The organism is Amycolatopsis sp. NPDC028719 (assembly GCF_055565395.1).
Genome location: NZ_JBVHUL010000002.1, coordinates 1 through 15,932, shown reverse-complemented (window position 1 = coordinate 15,932; position 15,932 = coordinate 1). Strand labels below are relative to the sequence as shown.

Sequence of the window (15,932 nt, the reverse complement as noted above, 5' to 3'; positions counted from 1 at the left end):
GTCCAGCGCCGGATATCTGTTGGGACACAAGCGAGTCTCGAACCCGGGGGTCTGTGACGGGGATCATGGTCGATGCCCCTATAGTGTCGCCGTCTCCGCTCGTCCCCATCCGTGTTCGTCGCTCCCGAAAAGGGGAAACATGTCCGACGTCATCAACAGCATCTTCGGTCGCGCTCAGAACGAAACGCCCAGTTCAGAAGGTTACGGCTACGGCGACGCGGCCCCCGCGACCGTCGACGCCGCCGAGACCGCGACGGTCGAGCCCGTCGAGGACACGACCGGGACCGAGGACGCTGTCGACGAAACCGCCGGCGTGGACGAAGCCGGCGCCACCGGCGAAGCCGAAGTGGACACCACCGACGACGCGTCCGGTGAAGCGGTCGCGGACTCGACGATCGAAGCCGACGAGGCCATCGAATCCGAAGAGTCCGACGAGTCCGGCGAGGACACCGGCACCGCCGACGAAGCGGTCGCGGAGGAGACCGAAGCCGCCGAAGAGGTTCCGGTGGTCGTCGCCACGGAAACCGATGCCGCCGAAGAAGCCGGATCCCGCGCCGCCGCCGGCGCTCGCGGCAGCACCACGGTGGCCGACGGCGTCGTCTCGAAGATCGTCATCCGGGTCGCCCGCAAGGCCGAAGGCGTCTACGAGCTCGACGAGGCGGGCACCTCGGTCGAGGTCGAGGGCGAGGTCGCCACGATCGCCGTCACGCTGGTCGTCGAGTTCGGGCGCGCGGTGAAGACGCTGGCCGAGCAGATCCGCATCCAGGTCGTCGAAGCCGTGGAACAGTACCTGGGCCTCGAGGTCGCCTCGGTGGACGTCCACGTCGCCGACATCCACTTCCCGGACGCCGACTGATCTCCTCGCCCGGTCCCGGGTGTCGCGCCCGGGACCGGGCGTCTTCACCGGCGCACGGCGTACCGCAAGTGGAGTACGTCGCGATCCGCCAGCTGCCGCACGGGTTCCAGCTCGACGGGTGTCCCCTCCCCGAACAACCGGCGGCCGGCGCCGAGCAGCACCGGCACCACGTGCAGTTCCAGCTCGTCCACCAAACCGGCTTTCAGCAATGCCTGCGTGGCACCGGCGCCGTGGACCATCACCGCGCGGTCGCCCGCCGCGGCGCGCGCTTCTTCCGCGCACGCCACCACATCCGTGAAGAACCGCGCGCTCCCGGGCGCGGTGTCGGACGGGTCGACGTGGTGGGTCAGCACGTGGATCGGAACGCCGTCGTGGTGGTCACCGCCCCATCGGCCGGCCAGCTCGAACGTGCGCCGGCCGGAGATCAGCGCGCCCGTCGCCATCGCCTCGGCGAACACCTGCCCGCTCGGCCCGTCGCCGTGGCGGTCGTCCAGCCAGTCGAACAAGCGGAAGCCGCCGCGCCCCATCTCCTGCCCGGGGCGATCGTCCGGCCCCGCCACGAAGCCGTCGAGCGACGTCGTCATGTACACCCTGATCGGTCCGGTCATCGCCGCCCCGCCTCCTCTGTGTCGTGGTCACCAGTGCGTCGAACAGGAGGCGCCCGGATCGACAGCGCGGGCGTCGCGGCGTCGGCTACTCCCCCTCACCGCGCGCCCGGGTGATCACCTCTTCCAGGCGCAAGGGGCTCGCCGGGTGGTGGGACAGGCACAGCGGCGTCGCCACCTGCCGGAACCCGAACGCCTCGCCCGCCACGTAGAACTGCGCCCGTTCCAGCCGGGAGATGTCCGCGACCGGGCTTCCCTTCGCCCGAGCCAGCTCGTTGGCCGCCGCGATCTGAGCGGGGCTGTTGAGGCGGCCGAAGAACTGCGTCATCGCGTTGCCGACCACCTGGTTGTGCAGGCCCTTGGGCGCCTGGGTGGCGAACAGCAGGCCCAAGCCGTACTTGCGGGCCTGCGACGCGAGGACGATCGTGCTGCGCGTGCTCGCCGTCAGCGTGCCCGACGCCGCCATCGTCTGGGCTTCGTCCATCACGAACAGCGCGCCCAGCGGCCGGTCGCCCGCCGGGTTGCGCTTGATCCACGCGAACAGCTCCATCTGCAGCTGGTTGACGAAGTTCTGCCGCTGCTCGTCGGCCTGCAGGCCGACGAAGCTGATCACCGACACCCGGGCCCGCTTGCCGGCCGCCGGGGTCAGCAGCACGCCCGGGTCGACCGGTTCGCCGCCGCCGGCGAACAGCGGGTCGTTGACCATCGCCGCCTTCAGCACCTCGGCCAGGCCGGCCGCGATGCGCGGGGCGTCGTTGAGGTTGCTGACGTCCTCGGGCAGCTCGGTCAGCAGCTCGATGAGCTCGGGCAGGCTGCGCGACCCGGTCCGCGCGTGCCGGACGACCGCCTGGCGCAGCACCGCGAGCCCGATGTTCGTCTTCGCGGTGCTCCCGGTGAGCCTCGCTTGTGGCGCGAGCGTCGCGACGGCCACCTCGACGGCGGCGGCGAACTCGTCGGAGTCGTCGAGGACACCGCCGAAGTCCGGCAGCGGCTGGAACGCGAGCGGCCGCCCGGTGGCCCGCCCCGGCGTCCAGACGACGACGTCGGTTTCGGCGAGGTACCGCTTCGCGAGCTGAGCGTCGTCGGGCCCCCAGCCGTCGGGCGGCGCGGGCCAGGCGTCGCCGAGCCGGGCGAGGTCGTTGTTCGGGTCCAGGACGATCGCGGAGACACCCAGCAGGGCGCATTCCTCGACGATCCGCCTGAGCAGCACGGTCTTCCCGGAACCGGATCCGGCGAAGACGGCGGCGTGCTTGCGCAGCGCGGAAAGCCCGACCCGCACGGGCTCCCCCGAACCGACGACGGTCCCGAGGGTGATCTCGCCATCCGCGGGCGGCGGGTGCGTCCCTTCGGCGGGCTGCCCCGACGGCTTCTCCGATGGTTTCTCCGGAAGCACGGCGGACAGCAGCTCGGACCTGCTGGCCGGGCGGCGATCGATCAGCCACTCGTGCAGTTCACGGTCGCCGTTGCCGAGCATCTTCTGCAAGGCCCAGAAGGTCCTGGTATCGCCTTCCGTGAGCCGGATCGTCCGCCCGCCCGCCGCCGTGAACTTGTCAACCTCCTGTTTCGTCTTGATCCCGCCCTGCCACGCGTCCCGAAGGATGATGAGGTGGCGGTTGTCCGCCCCCTGCAACTGCCCCGCCGCGGACCGGGCCTTCCGGAACCGGCTCAGTGCGGCACGGGGATCCTGGGCCGCGATCGCTCGAAACGTCCAGTGTTCCTGCAGATCAGCGGTTTCGTCGAGAGTCCGGGTGAGCCAGGCGTGCAGTTCGCTCTTCTCGTTCTGCCGCTCACAGGTCCATTCCAAGTTGTCGTCACCGACCTCGGTGACCCAGCAGCGCAGGACCGCCGACAACAGATCCGGCATCACCTTGTCCACGGACTTTTCGACGAGCAGCTTCGCGGGATCGGCCTCCTCCTGCAGCTTCTCGAACTCCGCGTCGAGATCGGCGAACCGGTCGTCCTCGACCGCGGTGCGCACCGGGGCGACCGGCACCTGCGCCTTCTCGTCGAAGGAGGTGAGCTCTCGGACCTGCCCGGTGCGCAGACACATTTCGATGTGCGCGCCGATACGCTTCAGCAGTTCCCTTGGCGTCCACTCCTCCCAGGGCTCCCTGAACGCCTCGGGTGCCACGGGCCAGGTCGGGTGCGGCGGGACGAAACCGGCGGCACGGTAAGCCACTCCGAGACGCTTCTCCACCAGCGCCCGGCCGAGCGCGGCATCGGTGATCCGGCCGAGAGGGACCGATTCACGGAAGCGGTCGGGCACGGTGCCCGCCGCCTTCACCTTGATCTGGTTCCAGGTGCTGGGGAGACAGGCGAGCACGGTGAGGGTTTTGTGGGTGACCTCGCGCAGTCCCATCAGCCCGTCGGCGATCTGCGCTACGAGAACATCTTCCTCGGTACTGTCACCGGTTTCTTCGGTGCGCTTCATCGACTGCGCGATGAGCGTGTCCAGCTGGTCCACGGCGATCACCACCGGTCCGGTCAGGGCGAGCAACCGGGTGATCTCCTGCACGAGTGCGCGTGAGTGCTTGGGCCGCGAGAAGATGTTCCACTGCCGGGAGTCCGGCGTGAGCACGTCGTCCCCGTCCAGGTAGTCCTCACCGACGTACTTGACGCCGCGGTCCCGACTCGCGATCAGCACGAGGGCGCGCGCGGTGTCACCGCACTCGTCGGCGACCACCTCGTCGAGAGAGGTCACCCCGTCGACGAACGCCTCGACGTCGTCCACGGTCAGCCCGCGCCCACGCCGGATCCTCGCCTCGACCTCGGCGTCGACGTGGGCTCGCAGGCATACGCGCCGCAGGAAGCTTCTCAACTGGGACTCGCCCGAATCGTCGGGACGGGCCAGCCCTCGGCGCAGCGCCTCGGCCGTGTTCTCCCAGAACGCCTCCGCCGCCGTGACGTCATCCAAGAAGAAGTAGCCCCGCGCCCGGTGCACCCGGCGCCGGACGAGGCCCAGCAAGTGAGTCTTGCCGACGCCCTTCAGCCCGCGCAGGACGAGCCCTATCGGGCTGGTTCCGTCGCTGGCGGCGGCATCGCGAATGCCGGTGTCGAGCGCGGCGAGCGCGTCAGCGTGCAAGCCGTCCACGTGGTACGGCGAGTCTTTCCAGACGTGACCGGGTGCATCGGCCCAATTGAAGCTCAGGGTGGCGAGAGCCTTCAGCTCGTCCATCAGGATGCCTCGATCGAGAGCAGATGGTTGTCCTCACCGCCGATGCGGATCGCCGCCTCGCGGTCGGCCGGGGTGAGCACCTTGCGGTTGTCCTCCGGGACGAGGTGTGCCTTGCCCGCGCGGCTCAGTTCCTTCAGAACGGCATCGACCTCGGTTGCGGGCGCGCCGAGCTTCGGGCGCAGGTCCACCAGCGCCACCCAGCCACGCGGTTCCCGCACGAGCTCGCGGTAGGCGACGCGAATGCGGGTTTCGAGGTCCCCCTCCTGCTTGGGTGCGACCGGATCTTCGACCGAAGGCCCGAAGACGTGGAACAGCCGCTTGTTTTCGCGCTCGAGGTATCCGTTCAAACCGCCGAGCAGCACGTAAAGGGCGGAAGCGAGCGTGCTCTGCCCTCGCGGCGGAGGCGGCCCGTCCGCCGCGATCTCTTCTTCGCACCAGGCCCAGCCGCTGTCGCTCAGCAGGTGCACGAAGCTCTTCCTCGGCCCGGACGGCTCACTCTCGACATACCCCAGCTTGTTCAGGTTCGTGCGGTCCTTGCCGGTGAGCGTGAACCCCACGACTTCCTGCAGTTCCTGGTTGGGCACTTCTCGTCCCAGCACCATCAGCGTGAACATCGCCGCGGTCTGCTTGTGGTTCAAGCGGTCGGTCATCCGAGATTCCTCCGGTGGTTCGGCTTCGTCGTGGTCTGGGCGCGGGCGTCGAGGGTGCGCAGGAGCCAGTCGATCGACCGGCGGACCCTCGGCGGTGCCGCGTGGTGGTCGTCGCCGTGGGTGGGGCGGGGTTTCACCGCCACCGCCAGGTCCGTCGCGAGGTCGCGGGTCCGGCCGCCGTCGCCCGCGCCGACGGCCGACTGCAACGCGAGGACCAGCTCGTCGACGAGGTCCCAGCGGGACGGGCGCAGCCGCGATCCGCGGGCCTGGCCGAGCACCGCCGCGAGGTCGAGGTCGTCGTCGGCCGCGTCGACCAGGGACGTGAAGCCCTTCAGCTGGCCGACGAGTTCGCGGGCCACCTCGGCCGGGCCACGCGAGCCGCTGAGCCGCAAGTAACGCAGGTTGCCGACGTAGCCCGGCAGCCCGGCCGCGTCGGTGCCCGCGGTGAGCACCGGGATCACGCGGCGGTCCTGCCCGAGCGTGCGGTGCAGGAACAGCTCCACTTCGGCGGACTGCCAGCGGCTCACCTTGCCGTCGACGACCAGGCAGAGGTGCCGGGCGTCGTCTTCGGCGCGCGCGAGCAGTGAACGGTCGCCCGAAAGTGACTTCACCGCGCGGACGTCGCGCTTCTTCAGCTCGGCGATCAGCTTGTCCGTCGTGCCGACGGCCGAGCGCGGGGTACTGATCCGCAGCTCGTGCTTGAACTCGCGCCGGCTCGTGCGCACCGAGGCGACGTACGCGTCGCGGTTCTCGGCCAGCAGGTCGGTGCGGTCGAGCCGGCACGCGATCACCGCCGCGACCGTCTCGAGCGCGAACCCGATCTGGTCGGCGCTCGGCGTCTGTTCCGACAGCACCGGCAGCTGCTCGCCGAAACTCCAGTAGGACACGTACGGCAGGGTGAGGTGCCGGGCCATCGTCGCCGGCTCGACCGCCTGGTCGAGCCAGGGCCGGTACAGCTCGGCCGTCTCGTCGACGACGATGCCGCGCCAGGTCTCCGACCGGTCGTACTCCTCCCGGTTGTCGAACCGCGACAGCACCGGCAGGACGGTCAGCCGCGAGCGGTCGAACGGCAGGAGGTTGCGCGCCGCGTCGGCGCGGCGGGCCGCCTCCATCGCGCCGAGGATGCTCTGCCGGTTCGCCGTGAACAGCAGCACGAGGTGGTCCGGCAGGTGCGCCGTGCAGATCCCGCCGATGTCCGAGATCCCGGTCCGGCTGTCGATGAGGACGAAGTCGTAGCGCTCGACCCACTGCTCGCGGCACTTCTCGAGGTATTCGCCGAACCCGGCTTCGTACAGGCCGTCCCAGTCGATCTCCTGCACCTGTCCGATGTAGCTCGCGTCTTCGCGGCCGGCCGCGACGAAGTCGAGCACGCCGACGTCCGCCAGCCGCTGGACGTGCGTCTCCGGCTGGAAGCGGCCGTGCCGGAAGTCGTCGACCAGGTCGACGACCCCGCCGCTCGGGCGCGCGGGCAGCCGCGGCCGGAAGTAGTCGCCGAGGCCGGGGGCCTCGAGGTCCCAGTCCAGGCAGAGCACGCGGTGGCCCCACCGGGCGAGCAGCACGGCGATGTTGGCCAGCGTGAAGCTCCGGCCGACCCCGCCCTTGTAGGAGTAGAAAGTGAAGACCGATCCCGGCATCCGTCAGAACCTCGGCATCCGCGCCCGCTTCGGCGGCTCCGGGGCCGGGGTGCGCACCGGCCAGTCGTCCCGCCACTCCGGCGCTCGTTCGATGAGTTCCTCGAGCTCCGCGGCGATCTGCTTGATCTGCTGGTTGAAGTCGAGGTAGGCCGGCGCGGTCTGGAAGTGCTCGAAGGGGTGGTTCCACTGCTGCAGGTCACGCGGGCGCCGCGCGTGGGCCCAGTCGGGGAAGTTCCGGGAGTCGCAGAAGATCACCGGGTAGATCAGGGGCCGCCCGTGTTCCCGCCGCGGGCCGGCGGTCAGCGCCTCCCGTTCCTCCATCGACGCCCACTCGGCCAGGCACCATTCGTCCCGGAAGTACTTCGGCGAGCAGACCGGGAGCAGCACCCGGGAGCGCTGCAACGCCGAACTCAGTTCGGCCGGCCAGTCGGCTCCGACGCGCACCTGGTCGTCGAAGAAAATCTTGACGTCTTCGTACCGATTGTTGTCGAGCACTTCCAGGAGACGCGGGTGAAAATGGTGGCGAATCCACGCCGATATGTCGCTCGCGGTGCGCCGATAGCTGATGAACACGTCGTACTCGTACACGCGTGCCGACGCTCCTCACCGCTCCCCACCAGGCAGCTGTCATCCTAGATCCGCTTGGCACCGGCGAAGAAGGCGGGAAACCTGACAGATCCAGGACAATAACTGGCCACCCTCGATGCAGTGCCGGAAAACGCATCTTGACAAATCTTCCGGGCACCTATACATGACAGGCGTACCTGGCGGGAGCCGCCGCGAAGCCTTTCCGGAATACCGATCTCCCGGATCGGTGAATCACCGACCGATCTCGAGGGGAACCCGATGTCCGACCGCGAAGTACCCAGGGTGTTCTTCAGTTATTCGCACGACACCCAGGACCACAAGGACCAGGTCCGGCGGTTCGCGACCCTCCTGCGCAGCCGGATCGGCCTCGAGGTCGTGCTCGACCAGTGGCACGACAACATCCGCATCGACTGGTCGCTGTGGGCGACCCGGAACATCAAGGCGGCCGACTTCATCATCGTGGTGGCGTCTCCGCTGTACCGGGAGCGAGCCGACGGCGACGCACCGCCGCACGAGGGACGCGGCGCCCAGTACGAGACCGCCATGATCCGCAACAAGCTGACCAAGGACCTCGAGGACGGCACCCGGCGGGTGCTGCCCGTCGTCCTGCCCGGCGGCTCGATCGACGACATCCCCGAGTTCCTCAACCCGTACTCGATGACGCGGTACGAGATCGCGGAGTTCACCGACGAAGGCGTCGCGGACCTGCTCGCCGCGATCACCGGGCGCGGGAAGCACCCCATGCCGCCGCGCGGCCGGTGGCTCGGCGGATCCTCCGAGCCGCAGCCGATCCTCGCGAGCGATCTGCGGTGGACCGGCACCAGCGCCGGGGTGCGCCGGGCGGCGGCCTCGATCGACGGCCGGCGGTACGAGGACAGCATCGTGCTGCGTTCGGATGCCGACCCCGGGTACGTCGAGGTCGATCTCGGCGGCCACTACCAGCGGTTTTCGACCGTCGCCGGGGTGCTCGACGACGCGGCCGACCGCTTCCAGGTCGGCCGGTTCCGCGTGCTCGTGGACGGCAGTCCCCGGTCCGAGCACGAAGTGACCATCGGGAAGCCGGCCGCGATCGATCTCGACGTCACCGGTGCGCTGAAGCTGCGGCTCGAGATGTCACGCCCGGGGGTCGCGGCGTCTCCGTTCGGGTCCGCGGCCGTCGTCATCACACGGCGGCGAGGACGGCCGCCCGAGCTCGCCCTCGGGGACCCGACCGTGACCTAAGGCGTGATGACCACCTTCAGCGCCGAGTTCGCGGCCGCGTTGGCGAACACCTCGTACGCCTCCTCCATCTGCGCGAACGTGAACCGGTGGGTCCCCATCCGCTCGGCCGGGATGCGGCCGGACGCCACCATCTTCAGCAGCGTCGGGATCGACACCGTGTCCACCAGGCCCATCGTCAGCGTCAGGTTCTGGATCCACATCTCCTGCATCGGCAGCTCGACCGGGACCCCGTGCACGCCGACGTTCGCGATGCGGCCGCCCGGGCGGACCAGCGACGCCGCGGTCAGCAGCGTCTCCGGGTAGCCGACCGCCTCGATCGCCACGTCCACGCCGAGGCCGTCGGTCAGCCCCAGGACGTCCGAGCGGGTATCAGGCCCCGCCTCGAACGCGTCCGTCGCGCCGAACTCCAGGGCCTTCTCCAGGCGGAACTTGTTGGAGTCCACCGCGATCACCCGGGACGCGCCCCACAGGCCCGTGGTGAGGATCGCCGCCAGGCCGACCGCACCGGCGCCGACCACCGCCACCGTGTCGCCCGGGCGGACGCGACCGCCCAGGACGCCCACCTCGTAGCCCGTGGGCAGCGAGTCGGCCAGGAAGATCGCCTGGTCGTTCGTGACGCCGTCGGGGACCGCGTACAGCGACGTGTCCGCGAAGGGCACGCGCACCAACTCGGCCTGCGTCCCGTCGATGAGGTGCCCGAAGATCCAGCCGATCCCGCCGACCGTCCGGCAGTGCGACGGCATCCCGCGGCCGCAGTATTCGCAGCGGCCGCACTGGGTGATGGCCGGGACGAGCACGCGGTCCCCCACCCCGAACGCCCGGACCGCGGCGCCGACGGCGGTCACCGTGCCGACCGCTTCGTGGCCGAGAACGCGGCCGTCGGTGACCGCGGCGACGTCGCCCTGCAGGATGTGCAGGTCGGTGCCGCAGATCGTGGTCGTGTCGACGCGCACGACCACGTCGGCCGGTTCCTGGACGACGGCGTCCGGGACGTCTTCCCAAGCCTTCGCACCCGGACCGTGGTAGACCAGCGCCTTCATCGTCGCCTCCGTCGGCCGCCCGGCTCTCGCGACCGGGCCCGCCGCCCTCGACGCTAGGACCGCGGCGGCCGCACGGCTGTCGCAATTTGAGACTCAGGCGTTGCGGGCCATGAACGTCCGGGCGTCACCCGCGGCAGGGTCGACGAAGACGATGTCGTCCGGCCGCCGCCGCGGTACGTCGATCGCCAGCACCACGAGGGGTTCGGCGGTGATCCGCGGGAAGCCGTGGACCTTCCGCCGCTCGAAGCAGAGGAACATCCCCGGCCGCGCCTCGAACTCCTCGCCGTCGAGGTGGAACGTGCCACCGCCGCTGAGGAGGTACAGGTGCTCGTCGCACTCCTCGTGGTAGTGCAGCGGAACCTCACGGTAGATGCGGAAGATCCGGGCGCTGGCCGACGGCTTGTCGACGAAGTACTTGTCCACCAGCATGGTTTCCGCGGATTCCGGCAGCGCCGCGGCCTCCGCGTGGACGTCGAAGACGCTCTGGCTGTTGTCGCTCTCCATGACTGTCAAGCTAACGCCCGGCACGCCGCCAGGTCGACGGCACGCAACGCCGCTCCGACGCCAGCCAGTGCCGCCGCGTTCATCGACAACGACGTGATTCCCAGCCCGACCAGCACCGGCGCCAGCGTCGGATCCGCCGCCGCCTCGCCGCACACCCCCACCGGTTTCCCCGCCGCCGTGCCGGCTTGCGCGACCAGGCCGGCGAGCCGCAGCAACGCCGGCCGGCGCGGGTCGTTCAACGCGGCCACGGCGCCCAGCTGGCGGTCCGCGGCGAAGACGTACTGCGCCAGGTCGTTCGTGCCCAGGGAGACGAAATCGACCTCCGCGAGGATTTCCGCCGCGCACAACGCCGCCGCCGGGATCTCGATCATCACGCCCACCCGGGCGATTCCGGCGGCACGCGCCCGCGACGCGAACCAAGCCGCCTCCGCCGCCGTCGCGACCATCGGGGCCATCACGGACAGCTCGACCTCCGTGTCGGCCGCCGCCGCGGCGATCGCGGCCAATTGACGGTCCAGGAGGTCCGGCCGGTCGAACGCGACCCGCAGCCCGCGGACGCCGAGCGCGGGGTTCGGCTCCGCCCCCATCGGCAGGAACGCGAGCGGCTTGTCCGAACCGGCGTCCAGGGTCCGGACGACGACCTGCTTCCCGCCGAACGGCTCCAGCACCGCCGCGTAGGCCGCGCGCTGCGAAGACTCCGTCGGTTCCGAAGTCGCCGACAGGTAGCAGAACTTCGTGCGGAACAGCCCGATGCCTTCGGCGCCGGCCGCGGCGGCCGCGCGGGCGTCCGAAGCCGAGCCGACGTTGGCGAGCAGCTTCACGCGGTGGCCGTCGGCGAGCCGGCCCACGCCGTCCCACACCGGGCGGGACGTCCGGGCCGGCGCCACCACCCGGCCGTCGGACGGCGAAACCGTGCCCGCGGAACCGTCGACCACGAGCCCCGGGCCGGAAAGCTCCAGGACACCGGCGCACGCGACGACGGCGGGAATGCCCAGCGCCCGGGCCAGGATCGCGGTGTGGCTCGTCGGCCCGCCCTCCTCCGTCACCAGCGCGAGCACGAGGTCCGGGTCGAGCCCGGCGGTGTCGGCCGGCGCGAGGTCGCGCGCCACCAGGACGCTCGGCGACGTCAGCTCCGGGACGCCGGGCGGAGTCAGCCCCGACAGGGAAGCGACGATCCGGTCGCGGACATCGGCGACGTCGGCGGCGCGTTCGGACATATACCCACCGGCGGCCCGCAACGCCGTCATGAACTCCCCTGCCGCCTCCCACACCGCGCGCGGCGCGGCCAGCGAGCGCTCCGAAACCAGGCGTTCCGCGGAGGCGATCAACGCCGGATCGGACGCCATCGCCGCGGTCGTCTCCAGCACCGACCGGGCATCGCCGGACACGGAACGGGCACGATCGGACAGCGCCGCAGCCACTGATGCCGCGGCCGGCCCGATCTTGCCCGCTTCCACCGCGAGATCACCCGGGAGCGCCGAAGCGTCGGGTTCGCGCAGGTCAGCGACCACGACGAGGCGCGGACCGGCGACCCGGCCGGGGCTGACTCCGACTCCGGACAACTGCATGGCGGGACCTCCGAGCGCAAAGGATCTCGTAACGGGGGATTGACAGTACGGTAACAACGGGCACAATCAAACGACAACGGGCAAACATCGGAGAGGAACGGGCATGTACGCCGCCGAACGGCATCAGCTCCTGGCACAACGCGCACGGCGCGACGGCCGGATCGACGTCAACGACGTCGCCACCGAACTCGGTGTCGCCCCCGAGACCATCCGCCGCGACCTCGGCGTCCTCGAACGCCAGGGCGTCGTCCGCCGCGTCTACGGCGGCGCGGTCGCGGTCGAGCGGCTCGACTTCGAACCCGAGGTCGCCCTGAGGGACCAGACCAACGCCGCCGAGAAGGACGCGATCGCCCGGGCCGCCCTCGACCTGGTGCCCGAGCGCGGCTCGATCCTGCTCGACGCGGGCACGACCACCAGCAGGCTCGCGACGCTGCTGCCCGCCGAGCGCGAGCTGACGGTGATCACCAACTCGATCCCGGTCGCGTCGATCCTGGCCACCCGCCCGGGGATCACGCTGCACATCCTCGGCGGCCGCGTCCGCGGGACGACGCTCGCCGCCGTCGAAGCGTGGACGCTGCGCGCGCTCGACGGCCTGCTCGTGGACGTCGCCTTCCTCGGCGCCAACGGCTTTTCCGCCGAACACGGCTGCACGACGCCGGACATGGCCGAGTCCGCGGTGAAGGCCGCCGTGGTCGCGGCCGCCCGCAAGCGGGTGCTGCTGGCCGACCACAGCAAGTACGGCACCGACCAGCTCAGCCGGTTCGCGCGGCTGGCCGAGATCGATGTCCTGGTCACCGACAGCGGCCTCGACGCGGGCGCCGTGGCCGAGCTCGAAGAGGCGGGCCCGGAGGTGGTGCTGGCGTGATCGTCACCGTGACCCCGAACCCGAGCCTCGACCGGACCGCCCGGCTGGCCGAGCTGCGGCGCGGCGAGGTCATCCGTGCGGAGGCCGTGCGGCTCGACCCCGGCGGCAAGGGCGTCAACGTCGCCCGCGCGCTTGCCGCCGCCGGAACTCCGACCGTCGCGCTGCTGCCTGCCGGCGGTCTCGTCGGCGAACGGCTGGCCGACCTGCTCGCCCCCGAAGGCGTCCCCGTCGTCGCCGTGCCGATCGCCGGGACGACCCGCAGCAACATCACGCTCGTCGAAGCCGACGGGACCACGACGAAGATCAACGAACCGGGCCCGGAGATCTCCCCCGCCGAACTGGCCACCCTCGAACGCCGCGCCGTCGAACTGGCCGCGCGCGCGGACTGGCTGGTGTGCTGCGGCAGTCTCCCCGCCGGCGTGCCCGACGACTTCTACGCGCGGCTCACGAAACTCGCCCACGACGCCGGGGCAAAGGTCGCCGTCGACTCCTCCGGCGCGCCGCTCGCCGCCGCCTGCGCGGGCGGGCCGGACCTGCTCAAGCCGAACCTCGACGAGCTGACCGAGCTCGCCGGGCACCCACTGCCGCGGCTCGGCGACGTCGTCGCCTTCTGCCGCGAACTGATCTCCGGCGGCGTCGGCCGCGTGCTGGTCAGCCTCGGCGCGCGCGGCGCCGTGCTCGTCGAGGAGACCGCCACCTGTCACGCGCTCGGCCCGCTGGTCGCCGTGCGCAGCACCGTCGGCGCCGGAGACGCCGCACTCGCCGGGTTCCTCCACGCGGGAGGGACCGGCCCCGGAGCCCTGCGGACCGCGGTCGCCTACGGCACCGCCGCGGTCACGCAGGAGGGCAGCCGCATGCCCACCCCGCACGACGTGCACCCCGACCAGGTGCGCGTGCTCGACGCCGACCCCACCCTCACCCTCAGCGGAGCCGCCGCATGACCACCCCGGACCTGATCACCGCCGACCTGGTCGACCTCGGCCTCGACGCCGCCGACAAGCACTCCGCCACGCGCGGGCTCGCGCAGCGGCTCGTCGATGCCGGGCGGGTGACCGACCTCGACCTCTTCCTCAAGGACGTCGCCGCCCGCGAGGAGCAGATGGCCACCGGGCTCGAGGGCGGCATCGGCATCCCGCACTGCCGCTCGGCCGCGGTGACCGCGCCGACGCTGGCGTTCGGGCGCAGCGCCGCGGGCGTCGACTTCGGCGCCCCGGACGGCCCCGCCACGCTGATCTTCCTCATCGCCGCACCGGAAGGCGGCGGCAGCGACCACCTGAAGGTGCTGGCCGCCCTCGCCCGCCGGCTCGTCCGGGCGGAGTTCAAGCAGAACCTCCTGGCAGCCACCGATGCGGCGGCCGTCGCCGAGTACATCCGCCAGGAGGTGTCCTGACCATGAAGTTCGTCGCCATCACCGCCTGTCCGACCGGGATCGCGCACACCTACATGGCCGCCGAGTCGCTGGAGCAGACCGCGAAGGCCAACGGCGACACGATCGTCGTCGAGACCCAGGGCTCGGCCGGGTCCGAACCCCTGTCCGCCGAGGACATCGCGAGCGCGGACGCCGTCATCTTCGCCGCGGACCTCGCGGTCCAGGGCCGCGAACGCTTCGCCGGCAAGCCGATCGTCGAAGCACCGGTCAAGGCCGCGATCAACGACGCCGCCGGGCTGTTCGAACGCGCGAAGGCCGCGGCCCGGGAACCCGCCCCCGCCGCACCGGCGCTCACTTCCAAGGTCGGCACGAACGACAAGGCCGGCACCAAGGTCCGCCAGTGGCTGATGACCGGCGTCAGCTACCTCATCCCGTTCGTCGCCGCGGGCGGACTGCTCATCGCGCTGAGTTTCGCCCTGGGTGGCTACCAGATCGTCGACGCGCCGAAGGTCACCGAGCAGTTCGACCCGGGGTCCGTCGCCGGCTGGGCGGCGCTGATGTTCCAGATCGGCAGCGCCGCGTTCGACTTCCTGGTGCCGGTGCTGGCCGGGTTCATCGCCTTCGCGATGGCCGACCGCCCGGCGATCGCCCCCGGCTTCGTGGGCGGCGCGATCGCCGTCACGGTCGGTGCCGGGTTCCTCGGCGGCCTCGTCGCGGGCCTCCTGGCCGGTGGCGTGGTGCTCGCGCTGAAGCGGGTCCAGGTGCCGAAGGCGATGCGCGGCATCATGCCGGTGGTAGTGTACCCGCTGCTCGGGTCCATTGTGGTCGGTGTCCTGATGTACGTCGTGGTGGGCAAGCCGATCGCGGCGGCGACGACGGGACTGACGAACTGGCTCAACAGCCTCAGCGGCGTCAGCGCGCTGCTGCTGGGCGCGCTGCTCGGCCTGATGATGGCGTTCGACATGGGCGGGCCGGTCAACAAGGCGGCGTACGCGTTCGCGGTCGGCGGGCTGACCACCGGCGCGACGGCGTCGCTGCAGATCATGGCCGCGGTGATGGCGGCGGGCATGGTGCCGCCGCTGGCGCTGGCGCTCGCTTCGACGGTGCGGAAGAAACTGTTCACCGAAGCCGAGCGCGAGAACGGCCGCGCGGCCTGGCTGCTCGGCGCGTCGTTCATCACCGAGGGCGCGATCCCGTTCGCCGCGGCGGATCCGTTCCGCGTGATCCCGTCGATCATGCTCGGCTCTGCCGTGACGGGCTCTCTGTCGATGGCGTTCGGCGCGACCCTGCGCGCCCCGCACGGCGGGATCTTCGTGCTCCCGCTGATCGGCAACCCGCTGCTGTTCCTGGTGGCGCTGGTCGCCGGCACCGCGGTCGCCGCCGGTGCGGTGATCCTGCTGAAGCAGGTGCGCTTCCGCGCTTCCGAACGTTCCGCCGCCGTTTCCGGCCAGCCCGTCAACGCCTGAAGGAGTCCACCGTGTACCAACGCCGCACGCTCGTCGCCAGCAGTGTCGGGCTCCACGCCCGGCCCGCGGGCCTGGTTGCGAAAACGGCCGCCGGTCAGCCGGCCAAGGTGAAGATCGCCAAGATCACCGGCGGGGTGGCCGGCGACCCGGTCGACGCCGCGAGCGTCCTCGGGTTGATGACCCTCGGCGCGGCTTTCGGCGACGAAGTCGAGTTGACCGCCGACGGCGACCACGCCCAGACGTCGGTCGACGCCCTGGCCGAGCTGATCGCCCAGGACCTCGACGCGTAACACCCAGCGCCCCAAGGTGGCCTTCGGTGCGTCTGACGCACCGAAGGCCGCCTTGGGTGCGTCAGACGCAACCAAGGCCACCTTGGGGCGCTGCTAGGCCG

General features: G+C 71.1%; 15 protein-coding genes. 7 read left to right on the top strand and 8 right to left on the bottom strand.

Going from position 1 to position 15,932, the window contains the following annotated elements:
* Positions 1-139: 139 nt before the first annotated feature.
* Positions 140-856, top strand: coding sequence for an Asp23/Gls24 family envelope stress response protein (locus ACZ4TR_RS07975; RefSeq protein ID WP_465286331.1), 717 nt, complete (start codon positions 140-142; stop codon positions 854-856).
* A gap of 44 nt (positions 857-900) precedes the next feature.
* On the opposite strand, the gene ACZ4TR_RS07970 is transcribed toward ACZ4TR_RS07975, so the two are convergent.
* The 5 genes from ACZ4TR_RS07970 to ACZ4TR_RS07950 all read right to left on the bottom strand — a co-directional run bounded on the left by ACZ4TR_RS07970 (position 901) and on the right by ACZ4TR_RS07950 (position 7,508).
* A complete protein-coding gene (locus tag ACZ4TR_RS07970; protein WP_465286330.1) occupies positions 901-1,464 on the bottom strand; it encodes a dihydrofolate reductase family protein in 564 nt (187 codons plus the stop codon).
* 85 nt (positions 1,465-1,549) lie between these two features.
* Positions 1,550-4,636 carry an ATP-binding protein gene (locus ACZ4TR_RS07965; protein WP_465286329.1) on the bottom strand — a complete coding sequence of 1,029 codons (3,087 nt, stop codon included), beginning with the start codon at positions 4,634-4,636 and terminating at the stop codon, positions 1,550-1,552.
* A complete protein-coding gene (locus tag ACZ4TR_RS07960; protein ID WP_465286328.1) occupies positions 4,636-5,250 on the bottom strand; it encodes a hypothetical protein in 615 nt (204 codons plus the stop codon). The genes ACZ4TR_RS07965 and ACZ4TR_RS07960 overlap by 1 nt, the downstream gene beginning before the upstream one ends.
* A gap of 32 nt (positions 5,251-5,282) precedes the next feature.
* The gene (locus tag ACZ4TR_RS07955) at positions 5,283-6,920 is read right to left on the bottom strand and encodes a KGGVGR-motif variant AAA ATPase (protein ID WP_465286327.1); all 1,638 of its coding nucleotides are present in this window, start codon (positions 6,918-6,920) and stop codon (positions 5,283-5,285) included.
* Positions 6,921-6,923: 3 nt separating this feature from the next.
* Positions 6,924-7,508 (bottom strand): toll/interleukin-1 receptor domain-containing protein, encoded by a 585-nt coding sequence (locus tag ACZ4TR_RS07950; RefSeq protein ID WP_364522743.1) that lies wholly within the window; start codon positions 7,506-7,508, stop codon positions 6,924-6,926.
* A 258-nt stretch (positions 7,509-7,766) separates the two neighbouring features.
* On the opposite strand from ACZ4TR_RS07950, the gene ACZ4TR_RS07945 reads away from it, so the two are divergent.
* On the top strand, positions 7,767-8,729 hold the full coding sequence (locus tag ACZ4TR_RS07945; RefSeq protein ID WP_465286326.1) for an SEFIR domain-containing protein: 963 nt from the start codon (positions 7,767-7,769) through the stop codon (positions 8,727-8,729).
* Here the strand turns inward: ACZ4TR_RS07945 and ACZ4TR_RS07940 are convergent.
* From ACZ4TR_RS07940 to ACZ4TR_RS07930, 3 genes are all read right to left on the bottom strand, one after another.
* On the bottom strand, positions 8,726-9,769 hold the full coding sequence (locus ACZ4TR_RS07940; RefSeq protein WP_465286325.1) for an alcohol dehydrogenase catalytic domain-containing protein: 1,044 nt from the start codon (positions 9,767-9,769) through the stop codon (positions 8,726-8,728). The two genes, ACZ4TR_RS07945 and ACZ4TR_RS07940, sit on opposite strands and share 4 nt — an antisense overlap.
* Before the next feature lie 93 nt (positions 9,770-9,862).
* Positions 9,863-10,273: a cupin domain-containing protein gene (locus ACZ4TR_RS07935; RefSeq protein WP_364522737.1), complete on the bottom strand. Its 411-nt coding sequence runs from the start codon at positions 10,271-10,273 to the stop codon at positions 9,863-9,865.
* A 5-nt stretch (positions 10,274-10,278) separates the two neighbouring features.
* Positions 10,279-11,841, bottom strand: coding sequence for a putative PEP-binding protein (locus tag ACZ4TR_RS07930; protein WP_465286324.1), 1,563 nt, complete (start codon positions 11,839-11,841; stop codon positions 10,279-10,281).
* Positions 11,842-11,944: 103 nt separating this feature from the next.
* Here ACZ4TR_RS07930 and ACZ4TR_RS07925 point away from each other — a divergent pair, with 103 nt between their 5' ends.
* Genes ACZ4TR_RS07925 through ACZ4TR_RS07905 form a run of 5 tightly spaced genes read left to right on the top strand, consistent with a single transcriptional unit; the run spans position 11,945 to position 15,831 of the window.
* Positions 11,945-12,706, top strand: coding sequence for a DeoR/GlpR family DNA-binding transcription regulator (locus ACZ4TR_RS07925; RefSeq protein ID WP_465286323.1), 762 nt, complete (start codon positions 11,945-11,947; stop codon positions 12,704-12,706).
* The gene (gene pfkB / locus ACZ4TR_RS07920) at positions 12,703-13,647 is read left to right on the top strand and encodes a 1-phosphofructokinase (protein ID WP_465286322.1); all 945 of its coding nucleotides are present in this window, start codon (positions 12,703-12,705) and stop codon (positions 13,645-13,647) included. The genes ACZ4TR_RS07925 and pfkB overlap by 4 nt, the downstream gene beginning before the upstream one ends.
* Entirely contained in the window at positions 13,644-14,096 is a 453-nt protein-coding gene (locus ACZ4TR_RS07915; RefSeq protein WP_465286321.1) for a PTS sugar transporter subunit IIA, read from the top strand. The genes pfkB and ACZ4TR_RS07915 overlap by 4 nt, the downstream gene beginning before the upstream one ends.
* Before the next feature lie 2 nt (positions 14,097-14,098).
* Positions 14,099-15,541, top strand: a complete 1,443-nt coding sequence (locus ACZ4TR_RS07910) for a PTS fructose transporter subunit IIC (RefSeq protein ID WP_465286320.1) — start codon at positions 14,099-14,101, stop codon at positions 15,539-15,541.
* 11 nt (positions 15,542-15,552) lie between these two features.
* Positions 15,553-15,831, top strand: coding sequence for an HPr family phosphocarrier protein (locus tag ACZ4TR_RS07905; RefSeq protein WP_465286319.1), 279 nt, complete (start codon positions 15,553-15,555; stop codon positions 15,829-15,831).
* Positions 15,832-15,932 lie beyond the last annotated feature (101 nt).